The sequence below is a fragment of the Nocardia sp. NPDC052254 genome (assembly GCF_040679495.1).
In the GTDB taxonomy this organism is placed as follows: domain Bacteria; phylum Actinomycetota; class Actinomycetes; order Mycobacteriales; family Mycobacteriaceae; genus Nocardia.
In genome coordinates, this window is the sequence record NZ_JBFAUW010000025.1 from 31,859 (window position 1) to 45,272 (window position 13,414).

Sequence of the window (13,414 nt, forward strand, 5' to 3'; positions counted from 1 at the left end):
GCGACACCCAGCGGAACCAGGTCGATCCTGTCGCTACCCATCAGGCTGCCGCCGTGGGGTCGACACGCTTGCCGTTGAGATAGGTGATCAAGTCCGCACCGTTGTATCTGGTCGTCCGATCGGAGATCGTGACGAACGGCGGCCCTTGCGGTGGCCTGGCGGTACGCCAGCGCCGCAGACTGGACGCATCAACTCTCAGCATCGCCGCGACCTCCTCGGTGGTGTACCAACCCCCAGGCTCCAACACTGTTCGCTGCCGCATGGTGCTTACGACGGACATACTCGTTCGCTCATCCTGCTCGTGCTCCTTGGCCTGCACGTACTCCTTACTGTCCATTTTCGGTGGCTCCTTCCGTGATGTGGTCGCGCGCGGCGGTGATCGTGCGGGTGACCGCAGTGCGGCTCAGTTCGACGTTGTCGGCGATGCGTGCGTGCGGCCAGTGCTGCTCGAACCGCAGCCGGAGGATGGTCGCGACCTTCTCCGGATCGCGCCGGCCGGAGGGGTCGGCGTTGCAGATCTCCTCGGCGATATCGGCCCACCTGTCCCGCGCACTGGCCGGTGCGTTGGTCACTTGCGGGGCTGCTTCGATCTGCTGGATCCGGTGCGTAGTCGGCAAGGCGACCGGCACGCCCCCGTTGGCGTGGTGCTCAACTCTGCTCTGGGCGAGACGTTCTGCATGGGCACTGCGCACGGTGTTTTCCGGGCTATGCACGGCCTGTGCACCGTCGGTGCGCAGGTTTGGGGCGTGGTGTTCGCGGATGATCATGTGCGCGAGGGCCGCGCCCATGCCCAGGACCCCGACCGGAAGGCAGGCCACCAGTACGGTCACCGGCCACGGCGCCACGGCGATATCGGCGGCGCGCATGAGGTGGTAGGCCACCTGTCCGACGGCGCCGAGTACCAGGCTTCCGAACGCCGAATATTTGGCGTAGCTGCGGGTTCGTTCCGATCGGATCCGCCCGGACAGCCAGACGTAGAGCGCGTAGGAGGCGTACGCCTCCATGCCGATCGGCAGCGTGATCGCGGTGTTGATCGTGAAGTGGTCCCAGATTCCGGGCAGCGGCCGGACCGGACCGAACCCGGTGAGCTGGCCGAGCCCGACCCAGCCGGACCAGATCGCCACGAACGCCGGCAGTGCGAGCAACAGGACCGGCCACGCCCGCGGGGACCTACGCACCGGGGTCGGATCGGATGGTGCGTTGTCGTGCGCAGGGTTGTCGCTACGCACCGGCGGTGGTGCGATGACGGTGGTGTCGTGCGCACGGGGTGTCGACTGGCCGGGGACGTAGAGGGTGCGGGAGCCGATTTCCAGCGGCGCGAACTCCGCCGCTGAGGAGATGTCGAGGGTCACTGGGCACCCCCGTTCCGCTGCAGCGGTCCGTCGGCACCGTGGAGCAGGTAGTCCTCCTGGATGAGCATGATCTCGATGATCGAATCCAGGTAGCGCCACTCGATTCGCGTGATCTCGCTGTCGGGTCGGATACCGCGGTGCGAGCTGCAGAAGAATTCGACGAACTCCGCTGGCGTCCAACGGGGGAATCCCTCGGCGGCGACTTCGCCGGGGGTGATGGTGCCGAGTCGTTCCCGGGTCACGGAGACGATTTCGACGTCGGTGATGCGGTCGAGCGGTTCGCCGGGTTTGCGGCCTTGGACCTTGCGGCACAGCGTGATCCGATCACCTGGACGGAGCATCTGCCAGCCGGCGCGGCGGGTGACGGTCTTGGTGCGGTTGCGGACCTGGGTCTCGGTCAGCGCGACGGACATCAGTCGCGGCATGAGGTTTCCTCCTCGGTGGTGTGGGGGCGGGCTTCGAGGTATGCGCTGACGGTGGTTCCGTTGCGCTGCGGGAAGATGCGCCAGTCGGTGACGATGTCCACGACGGGATCGAGGGCTTCGATCATGGTTTTGACGTGGTCGCGTTCGCCGGTCACGCGGACTTTGATGGTGTCGCTCATGCTCGGCTCCATCCCAGGGTGGTGGTGCCGACGTTGATGCATTCGGCCATGTGGGTGATGAGGGTTTCCATGTCGTGGTCATCCAGATCGCGAATGACGACGTCGAGCGCAGGTTGCCCGCCGGTGGTCAGCGCGGTGACCGCGGTGTTGACGAGCTGGAGCACGCGGATCGGTTCGCTCATCAGCACTCCCCCTCTCCGGTGGGCGCCTGGTAGTCGGCGGTGTAGAGCTTGGGTGCGGAGAAGTTCTTTGCCGGTGGCTCGCCGAGTCCCTCGTAGCGGATCCGGACCTTGCCGCCGACGAGGGTGCGGGTGGCGCCAGCGTCCATGCATGCGCCGATCAGGGCGTCCGCGATGCCGGTGCGGACCCAGACTTTCCGCAAGCCCTGGCCGTAGGGTTTGGTGGTGCCGTCGGTCTGCACGATCAGGATCGGGACCATGCGTTCGTTGCCGTCGGCGTCGAGTTTCGGTGCGCGGGTGCGGTAATCGAGGTCGGGCTCTTCCTCGATGGCGATGATGACACCGTCGATCTGGGTGCCGGGCTCGCTGTTGCGGTTGAACGCGGCGCGGGTGCGCGGGGTGAACGCCTTGCTCATCGTGGTGTCGCCGGCGGGCCGGGCCGGCTTGGTCTTGGTCGCGGTGCTGCTCATGTTCGTGGTCCTCCTCGCGGTCGTGGGGGCGGATTGCTGCGTGGCGCTGGCCCGCCGCGCCGTGTTCGGGCGCGGTGTCTCAGCGGTGGCGGTCTGGTGGTGCTCGGTGAGCGGGAGGTCGTGCGCGGCAGCGAGTTCGTTGGCCTTGGCGTAGAACAGCAGGGCCTCGGGAGTGCCTTTGACGCTGTCGGCGTGGGCTCGGAGTTTGGTGACTTTGTCGCGGGCCTGGTCGGGTGTCACTGCTGTGGGCCTCCGATCTGTGTGTAGGTGGTGGGCTCGGTGACCGGCACCGGGTGGGTTGACCGGGTGCCGGCTGAGGTGGCCGGGTTGCGGTCGGTCATCGGTCGAGTCCGTTGAGGACCGGGTTGGTGATGACCGGGCCGTGGAAGATCGGCTGGGCGGGTCGCGGCATCGCTGCGGCGGTGCCGTCGGCGGTCGACGGCTGCTGCCGGTTCATGTCGTGGTCGGCGAATTTGCTTGTCAGCTCGTTGTTTTGGGTGCGGAGCTGCTCGTTCTCGGCGCGGGCCTGGTCCAGTTCGGCGCGCAGCTGATCGATTTCGTTGGCCGGGCTCTGGCCGTTGTCGATCTGCCAGCCGGTGACCTCGTCGATGACTGCGTTGCGCTGCCCGACGGCGTGATAGGTCGGCGACTGTGTACCGGCGTCGCCGATCTGGACGGTCAGATCGGCTTTGTCGGGCCAGCCGTACGAATCGTCGGCGAGCTGGTCCAGCGCCCACTCGTGTCCCTCGGGGAGGCTGGTGAACTCGGCTCGTTTTGCCAGTTCCGGGTGTGTGCGCACCATCTCGGCGGTACCGACGACAACCTCGTAATAGCGGGTCCGTTCACGCGCCGGCTCTTGCTGTGGTGCCGCGTCCTCGGCAGCCGGTTCCGGCTGCATGGGCTCGAACCGTTCCTGGTGGCTCGGCTCAGCGGTGAAGTCGACGAGCTGATCCGCAACGGGGCCTGCGTTGTTAGCGAACGCATCCCGAGCCAGATTCTGCAGCGGGCCAGGGTCGATGGTCGGCACCGGCGTCACGGGGAACGGTGCCTGGTACGCGCGCTGCTGCGCTGCCCACACGGCGCGTTGGCGGTGCAGCTGTTCCCACTGCTGCAGCTGGCGCCGTTCGGTTGGGCCGGCGAGACCAGCGCGCAGCCGGGTCAATCCGTCGCGTGCTCGGGCACGCAGGGTCTCGAGGCCGTAGGTCGGCCGGAACACTGGGCGGACCGGGTCGCGCGGGTAGGCGTGGACGGTGGCCAGCGAGGTCACTGCCTGCCCGCGTTCGATCGCGGTGAGGTGCTGGGACGCGTAGATGCGGGTTTCGATCCGCTGCCGGGCGACGTCGAGGTCGCGCTGACGATCGAACCAGGCGTCGGGGGTGTCCCACGCGCGGATCTGCTGCTCGTTGAGCAGTCTCCACCGGTATTCGACCAGACCGGCGGTCAACCGCCGGCGCTCCTGGGAGTGGGCGAACTTGGTCTGATGGGCATCGGCCTTGACAAGCGCGTTGATCTCGCGCCGCACGCTGCGCGGCACGCGGATTGCGCTGGGGTTCATGGTGCGCCAGGAGGTCAGAACGTGGTTGACCCGACGAGCCAGCCCGGAGACTTCGTTGACGATCTGGTCGGTTTCGGATGTGTTGTCAGGCATAGGGATTGGTCCTCCTCTGGTCGGTGATGGATGGTGATGCCGGTTACCAGCGGGCGCGCTTGGCGCGGGCGAGCTGGTGCAGGTTGGGGCGGCCGTGGGTGGTCCACACGCTGTGACCGGTCCAGCCGACGCCGTAGATGAACCAGGCGATGCCGACCGCGGCGCCGACGGCGAAGAACGCGATCACGGTGATCGCGACGACCACGGCACCGGTGACCGCGGGCCGCCACCAGAACGCGATGACCGCACGCCACCGCAGCGCCGCGGCCACCCACGGATCGTCGAGGTCGTTTTCGATGTCACCGGCCGGCAGCTCCTGGGGGTCGGTCTGGTCGACGTCCGGGACCGCGGCAAGGTGGCGTGCGCGCCGCTCGGGGGTGTTCTTGGGCATGGCGTCGGGGAACATCGCGTACAGCTGTCCGACGCTGGGAGTTTCGACATCGATGCGGGCCTCGTCGGCCGGCTTGGGTGCTTCGATCGCCTTGTCGGGGGTGGGTTCGGTGTGGTCGGGTTCGATGGGTTCGGGCAGCATGGTGGGGTCCTCCTTTGCTGGCTGGTCCTGGGATTTGTCTGACTGGTCGTCGTGGTCGCCGAAGTCCTTGGCGGGGCTCACGCGGGCGCTCCGCGGCCGTGGAGCAAGGCGCCACCGGCACGGCGCCACCGGCCCTGCTTCGCGGTGGCGTGTTTGGTGCTCGGCTGCATGGGGCGCAGCGGGATCGTGTCGGGGTCCAGCGGGGTGATCCGGCCCCAGGTCGCGGTGCCGCGGTTGACGTAGACGCAGTCACCGGGTTCGAGGCGCCGCAACAGGTTCGGGTCGATGAGCAGGGCGTCCTGCATGCGGACCTGGCCCTCGTCGCCGTGGCGGTCCTTGAGCGTGTGCCGCGAGGGTTCCAGGGATCGGCGGGTGCCGTAGAGGGTGACGATGTCGTCGGGGCCTTCCATGCCGAAGCACAGCAGCCCACCCGACCATGCCTTCATGAGCTGTTTGGCGTCGCGGTCGGTGCCAGCCAGCGATTCGAACGAGTGCGCGCCAACGATGCACGCCACCCCTTGCGAGCGCAGTGCCTCGCACGCATCGGTGAGGCTGGCGCCCTCGGACACGCGGGAGAATTCGTCGATGGTGAAGGTGATCTCGCAGCCGTGCGGGGTCGCAGCGACCTGTTCGACCAGCTTGATCACGGCTTTGGCCTGCGATATCGCGACGCTCTTCTGCGCGGTGCCCGGCACGGTGATGAACCAGTAGTCCTTGTCCAGCAGATCGAACGGACCGTCGAACACCCCGTCCAACTCCCGGAACAGGTTGTCGAAACGCGCGGTCTCGGCCGGCAATACCGGCTGCTTGCCGTCGTTCGCGGCAACGATCGCGTTCAACTCCGCGCGGTGCGCCGGCTTGTCCGGGAACACGAAGTGACCGTCACCGTTGAATTCACCGCCCCACGCATGCCACAGCCACGCCGGGTCGAACCGCGACATGAACTCTGTCGAGCTGGTCGGCGGGTTCTCGCTCGGCCCCTTCCCGGCATCGGGATCGGGAGCGTCGATGATCAAGTGCACCAGCGAGATACGGAGCTCTTCGTAGAACTTCTGCGCCGAGTCGCTGGCCTTCGCCGTCGGTGCCAGGTCCTCGATGACGTGGCGCAGCGGGCCCGGATCCAGCGCCCAGATGTTGAGTTTCTCGGCCGGGACCATCGCGATCCGTGACGGGTGCACCCCGCCGGCGAGCAGGGCGGCTTTCAGGTCGGCGTAGGTGACCAGGTCTTCGATGCCGCCCTTGCAGGACAGGAAGATGCTCACCGCGCGTTTGGGCTTGATACCCAACGCCTTCCGCGTCGCGGTGGGCATTCCCGCGGCGGCCAGATAGCGTTCGTGGCTGGCGAAATGCGATGCCACCGACAACCGGCACTCACCGGTGGTCTTGCCCGAACCGGGGCCACCCAGGATCCCGACGTGTTTGCGGACCGCGCTGTGCGGAATCGTGAGCAACGTGTCGGTGGCCGAGCCGAGTTGTGCGGCAATGGATTTGCGGTGCTGGCTCACCGTGGTGGCCTGTCGGCCGAGCACGATGGCGCGACGTCCGCGACCGCGGCCGGTGACCGTGGTCAGCGGTGTGGCGCGGCCGGCCAGTGCGCGGGCGGCGGTGAACTTGGCGTCGATCTCGCGGCGCTGCGCGCGCTCGGTGGCGGGAATGTCTTTCTTGCCGACGGTGTGGAGCTGGTTGCGGTTGCGTGCCCACCACCACGTCGCCACAGCGAGAGCGACCGGGATCCCGGTCACGCTCATATCCAGCGCCGCGGGGAGCCAATCGGCTTCGACCGCCAGCGCGGTGCCGTGGGCGAACAGCTCCAGCGGCGCCCACGGCGACGTGCCGATCACCGCGGTGGTCGCGGGCAGGATCAACGAGGCTGCCGCGTAGTTGCGCAGCCGTGCCGGCTCCCACCCCATCCGACGGGCCTGATAGATCGCCGCGGCGGTCATCGCGCCGGTGACACCCACTCCGACACCGGCATCGGCGAGAAACGCGCCCAGGTGATGCACCCATTCGGTGCCCGGGTGCAGCGACGGATCGTGAGTGTTCATGAAGTGCAGCAAGCCCGGCTCTTTCGCCTGTTCGCCGTGCTGGGTCGTCACGTCGAACACCGGATGCTGCGCAGGCGCCGGCGCGCTGCCGCAGTCCTGCGGCGTGATCAGCGGCCGGCAATCGCTCGCCGGGTCCGGCGTGATCTGCGGTGGTGCTGGTGTGGTGGCCGCGTCGCAGTCGTGCGGGGTGATGATCGGCTGGCACTGGGTCGGTGCGGGGATTCTGTCGAAGGTGGTCATGCGGTGCCCTCCTGTCTGGCTGCGGGCAGATCGATCGAGCGGTGCGCGATGACCTCGGCCAGCGACCGCAAACGGATGTCGGGACGGGCCGGGATCCGACCCGCGTGGATGAGGTCTTCGATCACGCCGATCAGGGCACGGCTGATCTGCTCGGTGCCGTAGACGTAGAGCAGACCGGCATCGATCGCGGTGGCCTGCTTGTAGGCATCGACCACCGTGGCGGCCAGCCGCTTCTTCGTGGGCCGCTTCAGCGTCAACTCGACCTCGACAGCCAGCCAGCGCCCGCGGTGCAGATACCGGCCGTCGTGCACATGCGCACGCCCGAATCCGGCCTTGCGCGGCACGAGACCGCCGCGGTCGACGACCATCAACCCGCCCGGGCGTTGCCCGGCCGCGAGCGCGGCGTCACGCAGGAGCTTGCGTTCGGGCACCCACAGCGATTCGTCCAGCCCGCACAGCGCGGCCCGTACCCGGGAGACGGCCAGTTTGTGAGTGATGTTGGTACCGGTCGGGTTCCACGGTGACACCGCGTGTTCGAGGCGCTCGGCGGCGACTGCGGGCCAGGGCCAGATCACCGTGACGTCTCGGTCGGCGTTGTCCGGACGGATCGACACCGACCGCAGCACACCGAAACCATCACGCCACCGCTCGATCAGGGTGTAGGTACGGGAACGCTCGGTCCCGCACGCCATCTGCACCGCAGCGAAGTCGACACACCACTGCTGGCATACGAACCGGGTGAACTGCTCGTCCCGGTCGGTCCACTGCAATCGCGGATTCGGCTTGGGTCTAGTCATCGGTCCAACCCCCAATCGATCTCGGGCCGCGCCGATATCGGCCGGCGGTGGGTATACGGAGTGATCTGCAGGCTCGCCGCGGCGGTCGCCACCGCGCGGTCGCGCGTGACGGTGCGGGCGGTGGTGTGCAACCGGTCCGCGATTTCGCGGGCCGACAGGCCCCGGCCGGTCATTTCGCGGACGCGTTCGCGGCGTTCGAGGGTCTGCGACATGGGCTTCCAGCGCGCCGATTCCGGCTGCGCGGCGGGGACGTCGATGCGGTCCTCGTCCCACTCGAACGGCAGCGCCCACCCCATCCGCCGGCCCAGGTTCTGCGCCCGCTTCGACGGACCCGGAACCATCTGCAACCGGTCGAACAACTCGGCCACCGCACGGTGCCGGCGGGCTTGCACGAACTCGCCGGTGTTGTGGGATCCGGGATTCCGGCCGGTCAGGGCACGCAAGTTGGTCGGCTCGATGCCCAGTTCCTGCGCGAGCTGGGATTGCGGGTACCCGAACGCGACCAGTGCCTGGATCCGCCGGATCGAACCGGTCGCAGGCACGAGCGAGGTGTCCTCGACGATGTCGGCAGCCACCTCGGGCACCGCCACCCCCATCACCGCGGCCTCGGTGTGCGCGGTGATGTGCTCGGCGCGAGACAGATTCGACAGCACCGTGTGGCTGAGCCCGGACAACCGCGCCACCTGCTTCGCCGGCACACCCGCCGCCAAAAGCTTCGCGAGATGCTCACGCGCCCCGCTCGGATCTCGACGGTTGGAATCCCAAGTCGCCATCGCCCGGCGCCGGTCCCTGGTCCGCTGGTAACAACGGCGGCACATACCGCGCCCGAACACCTCGGACGACCCACAACCGCACGCACTGGGGCGCACGGGCGCCATGGGCGCCGGCCCTCGTCCGGAAACGAACTGGGTACGTGGATTCATCGGTCCAGCCCCCAATCCATCTGCGGGCGCGCCACGTTCGGCCGACGCGGCACCGTGGCCGCGGGAACCTGCCGCGGACCGGTCCCCCGCCCGGCCGGACCTTCCCGGTAGAGCGCGAGTTGATCGGCCGGGATACGGGTCAGTTCGTTGATGTTGTGGCCGGCGTCGAAGTGGTCCGACAGGTCTTTTCCGGTCGCGGCCTGCATCACCTCGACGCGCCCGCCGATCCCCTGCACGCGGTCGTGCACGCTGATCGCGTGGTCGAACCCCGGTCCGTCGCGGTCGGCGACGATGACCACGTGCCGGGCGCCGCGCAGCTGCTCGGCGTGCTCGGGCCCGAACTTCCCGGCACCACCCGCGTTGCAGGTGGCGGGATATCCGGCCGCGATCGCGCGATCGACGTCCTTTTCGCCCTCGCACACCAGGATCGGATGGCCCTGCTCGATCGCCCACGCCACGATCGGCGCCTGATACAACACCGGCTTGAACCCACCCGACACCCACGTGCGATCGGAGGCATCCCAGCGGCGCTGATAGAACCCCTTCTCGATGCCGTGCTCGTGCGGGGTCGCGGTCCGGACCACCTGCCCGACAGGCTCGTTCGCCGCGGTCGTGTAGGTGTAGGTCGCCACCCGCCGCCGTTGCCCGGTAACTGCACCCAGGTCACGAGACGGCTGCTGAGGCCGGGGACGGCGGACCGGATTCGATACCGCCGCCGGGCGACGCTGCCGCTCAGCCCGATGCCCGTTGCCGGTGCGCTCGGGCAGGTGATCGAACAGATCACGCACCCGAATATGCGCGGCCCCCAACACGTCTTCCTGAGGACATCCGGCGAAGCAATTGACGATCGTCTTCTCCCGACGCGGGTCGTACTTCACACCCAGCGACGGCGACGAGTCCTCGTGCGCAGGACAACGGAACTTCGTCCACTGTCCGCCACTGCTCGATGCTTCGACCGTGACCTGCCGCAACGCATCGACCACCCGATCGAACGACGGCCCGAATCCCTGCCCGGTCATAGCGGCACCACCCGCACTGATTCCGTGAAACTCGTCAGGCGGGCCCGGCAATGGCGGGTACCGCATCGAATGTTGCGGTAGTTGTGAAACGTGTCCCGAAAATCGGTCAAGCAGCGATCACAGGCGAAAACTACTGCGCCGCAGCACAAGACCGTCACACTCCAGCAGACCGGGTTACCGCAGGGTCGTCGGTCTGCCAGCAACTCGCATTCGGGTAGAAGATCGTCGGTGAATAGCCCCGCGATCGCGTCCTGCTCGACCGTCTGCGCGTAGTCGAGGATTTGGGGAATCGACTGGGTCATCGGTCCATCCCCCGGTCCTGCTCCAGAAACTTGCCGGATCCGAGCCACTGGCCGGGCACACGGCCCGGGGTGCGCACAGTCGGCGGTGTCGGTGCATCGACCGAGACGAGCCGATCGGCAGTCTCCGGATGGCGGGCCGCCGCGCCGGCCAGGTGCGGGATCTGCTGCACCGGCGTGGGGATCGCGGTCTCGTGGGCCTCCGCTTCAGCGACGCGGACCAGCTTGACCGCCTCGCGTGGGTCGACCCCGATTCCGAGCGCCAAGGTCTTGATCTGCGGCCAATCGCGCCGGGCATACGCCCGCACGCGGTAGGAGTTCGACAGGCGCGCGACCACCAACGCGTCCCGCGCTTCCTCCGCGGTCAGGTCGTCGCGGCCGGGCAGCCACGACACCTGCCAGCCCTGCTCGCCGAGTGTCGCAGTGTGCGGCAGATCGTCGAACCCCATCCGGTCCGGCGCCACACGCACGCCAGCCGCGCGGGCTGCGGAAGTCAGTCGAGTATTCATCGGGCCAACCCCCAATCCCGCTCTACTGCGGTCGGATTCGAGGTCTTCTCGACCGTCGGTGCCGTGCTGCGGATGAGTCCAAGCGCTTCGTTCACGGTCAGTCCGAGCGAACTGGCCCACTCGCGGGCCTCCAGACGATCGGGGGCGATCGCCAAGCGCATTCCTGCTCGCGCCTGATCAGGCGTGAACTGGCGGCCGGGAAGCCCGGTGAACGCCCACTTGCCGTCACCGACGTCCATCGCGCGGTGCTCGGTCGCCTCCGACCGCATGACACCGTGATCGACGGTGATCGACGGAATCGCCGGTGCCGCCGCACGCGCCCACTCGGCCGGCCCCCATGACTTCGGCAACTTCATCGGGCCACCCCCTGCGGGGCACCACATTCGGCAGGCACAACTGCGACCGGTCCACTACCCGGCTGCGCGCACACCACGACAGTCGATTCCTCGCTACCGTGCCGGTCGAGCAGCAGAACCGCGGCATAGAACCCCGCCGCGAACGTCAACGCCAGCACCAACAGCGCCGCGCGCTGCCGCGCAGTCAGCATCGAGGCCCGACGGGCACGTCCGCCCGTGGGCAATCCGCCGCCGATCCAGGAATCCCCGATACCGAACGGCTCGCCGGTAGTGCGATCGAAGGTGTAGTAGTAGCGGTCCGTGGTGCTCATCGCCGCACCCCCGATCGACGCGGACGACGGCGCCAGCCGGCCCACAGGACCACCAGGAAGACCACCGCGAGAACGGTGCTCGGCGAGACGAGAAACAGCAGGACCGCGAGAACGAACAGGATGCTCAGGAACTCCGTTGCCAACCTCACGCCGCATCACCGCCGGCGGGCAACTCCAGCACCTGCGCGACCTCGACGGCCTGGGCTGCCTGCATGTCGGCGATCCCGGCATCGAGCAAATCGCGCATCAGGATCGCCTGATCGAGCGTCAGCTGCATATCCATGCCGCTGCAGGTCTCCGGCTCGACCCCAACGACCAACCGGTCGATGTTGTCGGAGTACCGGACCTTGAACGAACCGCGGACGATGGTGCTGACGAAGACACCGTCAACGTCCTGCTGGTGTCCGTACTCATTGACGTGGGATACGTGTGCTCCCATGAAGTCCCGCATCACGCCACCTCCATCCGGCGGCTCACACGGGCGATCTTGCGCAACGTGCGCAACTGGTCAGCGCGCCACGCGCGCTCCTCGGGCGACAGCAGACCATCCGGGTCCACCGCTCGCTCCAAGCGATTCAGGGAGGCAGGCCGGGCGTTGCCACGGCGTGCACGAGAAACAGATTTGGCCTTCAGGCCAGATACACTGGACATGCTTCAGGGACCTTTCGTTCCTGGAGTGCGCTAATTGCTGAAGCGGCTGGAACCGCTTTGGTGCTATGACTCCCCGGTAGCTGGAACTGCCGGGGAGTTCTCATTTCTCGGGCGTGCTGTGGATCGCTGGAACGATCCGTACGACCGAGCGCCGTTCAGGCGAGAACTCGAAGTCAAAGTGGTTGGTGCGAGCTCCTTTCCGTGAGCTGGCGATTCTTATACGTATAGCGTGATCTGAGATGGCGCCGAACAGGGTGACAATATGTCACCCCTGGTCACGGTGGCTAGCCACCTCTAATATTACGCCATTGGTGGACGAATGGCTAGCCACCGTGACATGCTGTTATCTATGCCGAGCAAGCATCTGAATCCAGCTCGGGTCTACCGACCGGACCCAGAGTTGTATCAGCGCGCCCAGGCGGCGGTTGAACAGGTCGGTTCAAATATGAACGCCCACGTCATTGCTTTCCTGAGCTGGCTGGCTGGCGACACGAATGACCTACCGTCCAGACCAAATCCGTCAGACGATCGGCGGGACGGCGCCGATCAAGCGGCGCCGAAGTGAGGCTAGAGAACCGCGGCGCTCGCAGCCCAAGCGTCCCGCACAATCTCGTCGATGCCGGAATGTCTTGGTGACCAACCAATCTCTGCGGCCGCCTTCGAAGGGTCCATAACCAACATTGCCGGTTCGGGGGCCGGCGGGCGGTGCTCAAGCGGAACGTGGTGGCCGGTGACACGTTCGACGGCAGTGACTACATCCATGACGCTGGTACCGCGGCCGCTACCGATGTTGTACCGGACCGCTCGGCCAGCCTCGGGAAGATGTTCAATGCAAGCAACGAACGCGGCGGCCGCATCCTGCAGATGGAGATAGTCGCGAACAGCGGAACCGTCGCCATTGATGGACAAGGGGTTATGCCTCGCCGCAGCCGTCAGAGTCCGAGGGAGTAACCGGGTCGGATCAGGATCGACTCCTCCGGCCACGTTCGAAATTCGCGCGATGACGCCAGCGAGTTCGCCAGCGCCAACCTGGGCTTCGATCACAAGTTCAGCCGCAAGCTTGCTGCTTGCATAGGGATGCGGGGGCGCGTCGGGAAGCTCCTCGCTCATGGGCTGACGTTCCGGCGATCCGTAGATGGATCCAGTCGACGCGAAGACAATGCGGCCCACACCAACTGCACTCATCGCATCCAGAAGAGCGATCGTGCCGCCGACGTTCACTCGGACGTATTGCGTCGCCTCGGCGAATGAATCTCGTGCGCGCGTCAATCCCGCCAGATGGCAAACAGCGTCAACACCGCACACTGCTCGCCTCAAAGAGTCGGCGTTCAGCAGATCGGCTAACCGGACCTCGGCAGCGCCGGCGATTTCGACGCCAATGGCTCGCACCATGGCCACCGGTTCATGCCCGGCGGCGCCCAATGCTGCGACAACTGTCCGCCCGATGTAGCCATTTGCCCCGGTAACCAGTACGCGCAC

At 67.2% G+C, this 13,414-nt stretch carries 20 protein-coding genes; all 20 read right to left on the reverse strand.

Features of this window, described 5'->3' with window-relative positions:
- Positions 1–40 precede the first annotated feature (40 nt).
- The 20 genes from AB0L57_RS32080 to AB0L57_RS32175 all read right to left on the reverse strand — a co-directional run bounded on the left by AB0L57_RS32080 (position 41) and on the right by AB0L57_RS32175 (position 13,414).
- Positions 41–337, reverse strand: coding sequence for a helix-turn-helix domain-containing protein (locus tag AB0L57_RS32080; RefSeq protein WP_364970369.1), 297 nt, complete (start codon positions 335–337; stop codon positions 41–43).
- Entirely contained in the window at positions 327–1,352 is a 1,026-nt protein-coding gene (locus AB0L57_RS32085) for a hypothetical protein (protein ID WP_364970372.1), read from the reverse strand. The genes AB0L57_RS32080 and AB0L57_RS32085 overlap by 11 nt, the downstream gene beginning before the upstream one ends.
- The gene (locus tag AB0L57_RS32090) at positions 1,349–1,777 is read right to left on the reverse strand and encodes a hypothetical protein (RefSeq protein WP_364970375.1); all 429 of its coding nucleotides are present in this window, start codon (positions 1,775–1,777) and stop codon (positions 1,349–1,351) included. Before AB0L57_RS32090 ends, AB0L57_RS32085 begins: the two co-directional genes overlap by 4 nt.
- Entirely contained in the window at positions 1,765–1,956 is a 192-nt protein-coding gene (locus AB0L57_RS32095; RefSeq protein WP_364970377.1) for a hypothetical protein, read from the reverse strand. Before AB0L57_RS32095 ends, AB0L57_RS32090 begins: the two co-directional genes overlap by 13 nt.
- Positions 1,953–2,138, reverse strand: a complete 186-nt coding sequence (locus AB0L57_RS32100; RefSeq protein ID WP_364970380.1) for a hypothetical protein — start codon at positions 2,136–2,138, stop codon at positions 1,953–1,955. Before AB0L57_RS32100 ends, AB0L57_RS32095 begins: the two co-directional genes overlap by 4 nt.
- On the reverse strand, positions 2,138–2,845 hold the full coding sequence (locus AB0L57_RS32105) for a DUF2786 domain-containing protein (protein WP_364970383.1): 708 nt from the start codon (positions 2,843–2,845) through the stop codon (positions 2,138–2,140). Before AB0L57_RS32105 ends, AB0L57_RS32100 begins: the two co-directional genes overlap by 1 nt.
- Positions 2,846–2,942: 97 nt before the next feature.
- Positions 2,943–4,253, reverse strand: coding sequence for a hypothetical protein (locus AB0L57_RS32110; RefSeq protein ID WP_364970385.1), 1,311 nt, complete (start codon positions 4,251–4,253; stop codon positions 2,943–2,945).
- A gap of 43 nt (positions 4,254–4,296) precedes the next feature.
- Positions 4,297–4,866 (reverse strand): hypothetical protein, encoded by a 570-nt coding sequence (locus tag AB0L57_RS32115; RefSeq protein WP_364970388.1) that lies wholly within the window; start codon positions 4,864–4,866, stop codon positions 4,297–4,299.
- The gene (locus tag AB0L57_RS32120) at positions 4,863–7,070 is read right to left on the reverse strand and encodes a hypothetical protein (RefSeq protein ID WP_364970391.1); all 2,208 of its coding nucleotides are present in this window, start codon (positions 7,068–7,070) and stop codon (positions 4,863–4,865) included. Before AB0L57_RS32120 ends, AB0L57_RS32115 begins: the two co-directional genes overlap by 4 nt.
- A complete protein-coding gene (locus AB0L57_RS32125; protein ID WP_364970393.1) occupies positions 7,067–7,867 on the reverse strand; it encodes a hypothetical protein in 801 nt (266 codons plus the stop codon). The genes AB0L57_RS32120 and AB0L57_RS32125 overlap by 4 nt, the downstream gene beginning before the upstream one ends.
- Positions 7,864–8,565, reverse strand: a complete 702-nt coding sequence (locus AB0L57_RS32130; RefSeq protein WP_364970396.1) for a hypothetical protein — start codon at positions 8,563–8,565, stop codon at positions 7,864–7,866. Before AB0L57_RS32130 ends, AB0L57_RS32125 begins: the two co-directional genes overlap by 4 nt.
- A gap of 221 nt (positions 8,566–8,786) precedes the next feature.
- Positions 8,787–9,809, reverse strand: coding sequence for a hypothetical protein (locus AB0L57_RS32135; protein WP_364970399.1), 1,023 nt, complete (start codon positions 9,807–9,809; stop codon positions 8,787–8,789).
- Positions 9,806–10,111 carry a hypothetical protein gene (locus AB0L57_RS32140; protein WP_364970402.1) on the reverse strand — a complete coding sequence of 102 codons (306 nt, stop codon included), beginning with the start codon at positions 10,109–10,111 and terminating at the stop codon, positions 9,806–9,808. Before AB0L57_RS32140 ends, AB0L57_RS32135 begins: the two co-directional genes overlap by 4 nt.
- Positions 10,108–10,617: a hypothetical protein gene (locus AB0L57_RS32145; RefSeq protein WP_364970405.1), complete on the reverse strand. Its 510-nt coding sequence runs from the start codon at positions 10,615–10,617 to the stop codon at positions 10,108–10,110. Before AB0L57_RS32145 ends, AB0L57_RS32140 begins: the two co-directional genes overlap by 4 nt.
- Positions 10,614–10,973, reverse strand: coding sequence for a hypothetical protein (locus tag AB0L57_RS32150; RefSeq protein WP_364970408.1), 360 nt, complete (start codon positions 10,971–10,973; stop codon positions 10,614–10,616). The genes AB0L57_RS32145 and AB0L57_RS32150 overlap by 4 nt, the downstream gene beginning before the upstream one ends.
- The gene (locus AB0L57_RS32155; protein ID WP_364970411.1) at positions 10,970–11,284 is read right to left on the reverse strand and encodes a hypothetical protein; all 315 of its coding nucleotides are present in this window, start codon (positions 11,282–11,284) and stop codon (positions 10,970–10,972) included. The genes AB0L57_RS32150 and AB0L57_RS32155 overlap by 4 nt, the downstream gene beginning before the upstream one ends.
- Positions 11,281–11,433, reverse strand: coding sequence for a hypothetical protein (locus AB0L57_RS32160; RefSeq protein ID WP_364970414.1), 153 nt, complete (start codon positions 11,431–11,433; stop codon positions 11,281–11,283). The genes AB0L57_RS32155 and AB0L57_RS32160 overlap by 4 nt, the downstream gene beginning before the upstream one ends.
- On the reverse strand, positions 11,430–11,735 hold the full coding sequence (locus AB0L57_RS32165) for a hypothetical protein (protein ID WP_364970416.1): 306 nt from the start codon (positions 11,733–11,735) through the stop codon (positions 11,430–11,432). Before AB0L57_RS32165 ends, AB0L57_RS32160 begins: the two co-directional genes overlap by 4 nt.
- Entirely contained in the window at positions 11,735–11,935 is a 201-nt protein-coding gene (locus tag AB0L57_RS32170; protein ID WP_364970419.1) for a hypothetical protein, read from the reverse strand. The genes AB0L57_RS32165 and AB0L57_RS32170 overlap by 1 nt, the downstream gene beginning before the upstream one ends.
- Before the next feature lie 567 nt (positions 11,936–12,502).
- The gene (locus AB0L57_RS32175; RefSeq protein ID WP_364970422.1) at positions 12,503–13,414 is read right to left on the reverse strand and encodes an NAD-dependent epimerase/dehydratase family protein; all 912 of its coding nucleotides are present in this window, start codon (positions 13,412–13,414) and stop codon (positions 12,503–12,505) included.

Coding starts and splice junctions, on each gene's coding strand:
- AB0L57_RS32140 (WP_364970402.1), bottom strand. CDS start 10,111: ATGACCCAGTCGATTCCCCAAATCCTCGACTACGCGCAGACGGTCGAG.
- AB0L57_RS32150 (WP_364970408.1), bottom strand. CDS start 10,973: ATGAAGTTGCCGAAGTCATGGGGGCCGGCCGAGTGGGCGCGTGCGGCG.
- AB0L57_RS32135 (WP_364970399.1), bottom strand. CDS start 9,809: ATGACCGGGCAGGGATTCGGGCCGTCGTTCGATCGGGTGGTCGATGCG.
- AB0L57_RS32145 (WP_364970405.1), bottom strand. CDS start 10,617: ATGAATACTCGACTGACTTCCGCAGCCCGCGCGGCTGGCGTGCGTGTG.
- AB0L57_RS32090 (WP_364970375.1), bottom strand. CDS start 1,777: ATGCCGCGACTGATGTCCGTCGCGCTGACCGAGACCCAGGTCCGCAAC.
- AB0L57_RS32125 (WP_364970393.1), bottom strand. CDS start 7,867: ATGACTAGACCCAAGCCGAATCCGCGATTGCAGTGGACCGACCGGGAC.
- AB0L57_RS32095 (WP_364970377.1), bottom strand. CDS start 1,956: ATGAGCGACACCATCAAAGTCCGCGTGACCGGCGAACGCGACCACGTC.
- AB0L57_RS32165 (WP_364970416.1), bottom strand. CDS start 11,735: ATGCGGGACTTCATGGGAGCACACGTATCCCACGTCAATGAGTACGGA.
- AB0L57_RS32170 (WP_364970419.1), bottom strand. CDS start 11,935: ATGTCCAGTGTATCTGGCCTGAAGGCCAAATCTGTTTCTCGTGCACGC.
- AB0L57_RS32120 (WP_364970391.1), bottom strand. CDS start 7,070: ATGACCACCTTCGACAGAATCCCCGCACCGACCCAGTGCCAGCCGATC.
- AB0L57_RS32155 (WP_364970411.1), bottom strand. CDS start 11,284: ATGAGCACCACGGACCGCTACTACTACACCTTCGATCGCACTACCGGC.
- AB0L57_RS32100 (WP_364970380.1), bottom strand. CDS start 2,138: ATGAGCGAACCGATCCGCGTGCTCCAGCTCGTCAACACCGCGGTCACC.
- AB0L57_RS32110 (WP_364970385.1), bottom strand. CDS start 4,253: ATGCCTGACAACACATCCGAAACCGACCAGATCGTCAACGAAGTCTCC.
- AB0L57_RS32080 (WP_364970369.1), bottom strand. CDS start 337: ATGGACAGTAAGGAGTACGTGCAGGCCAAGGAGCACGAGCAGGATGAG.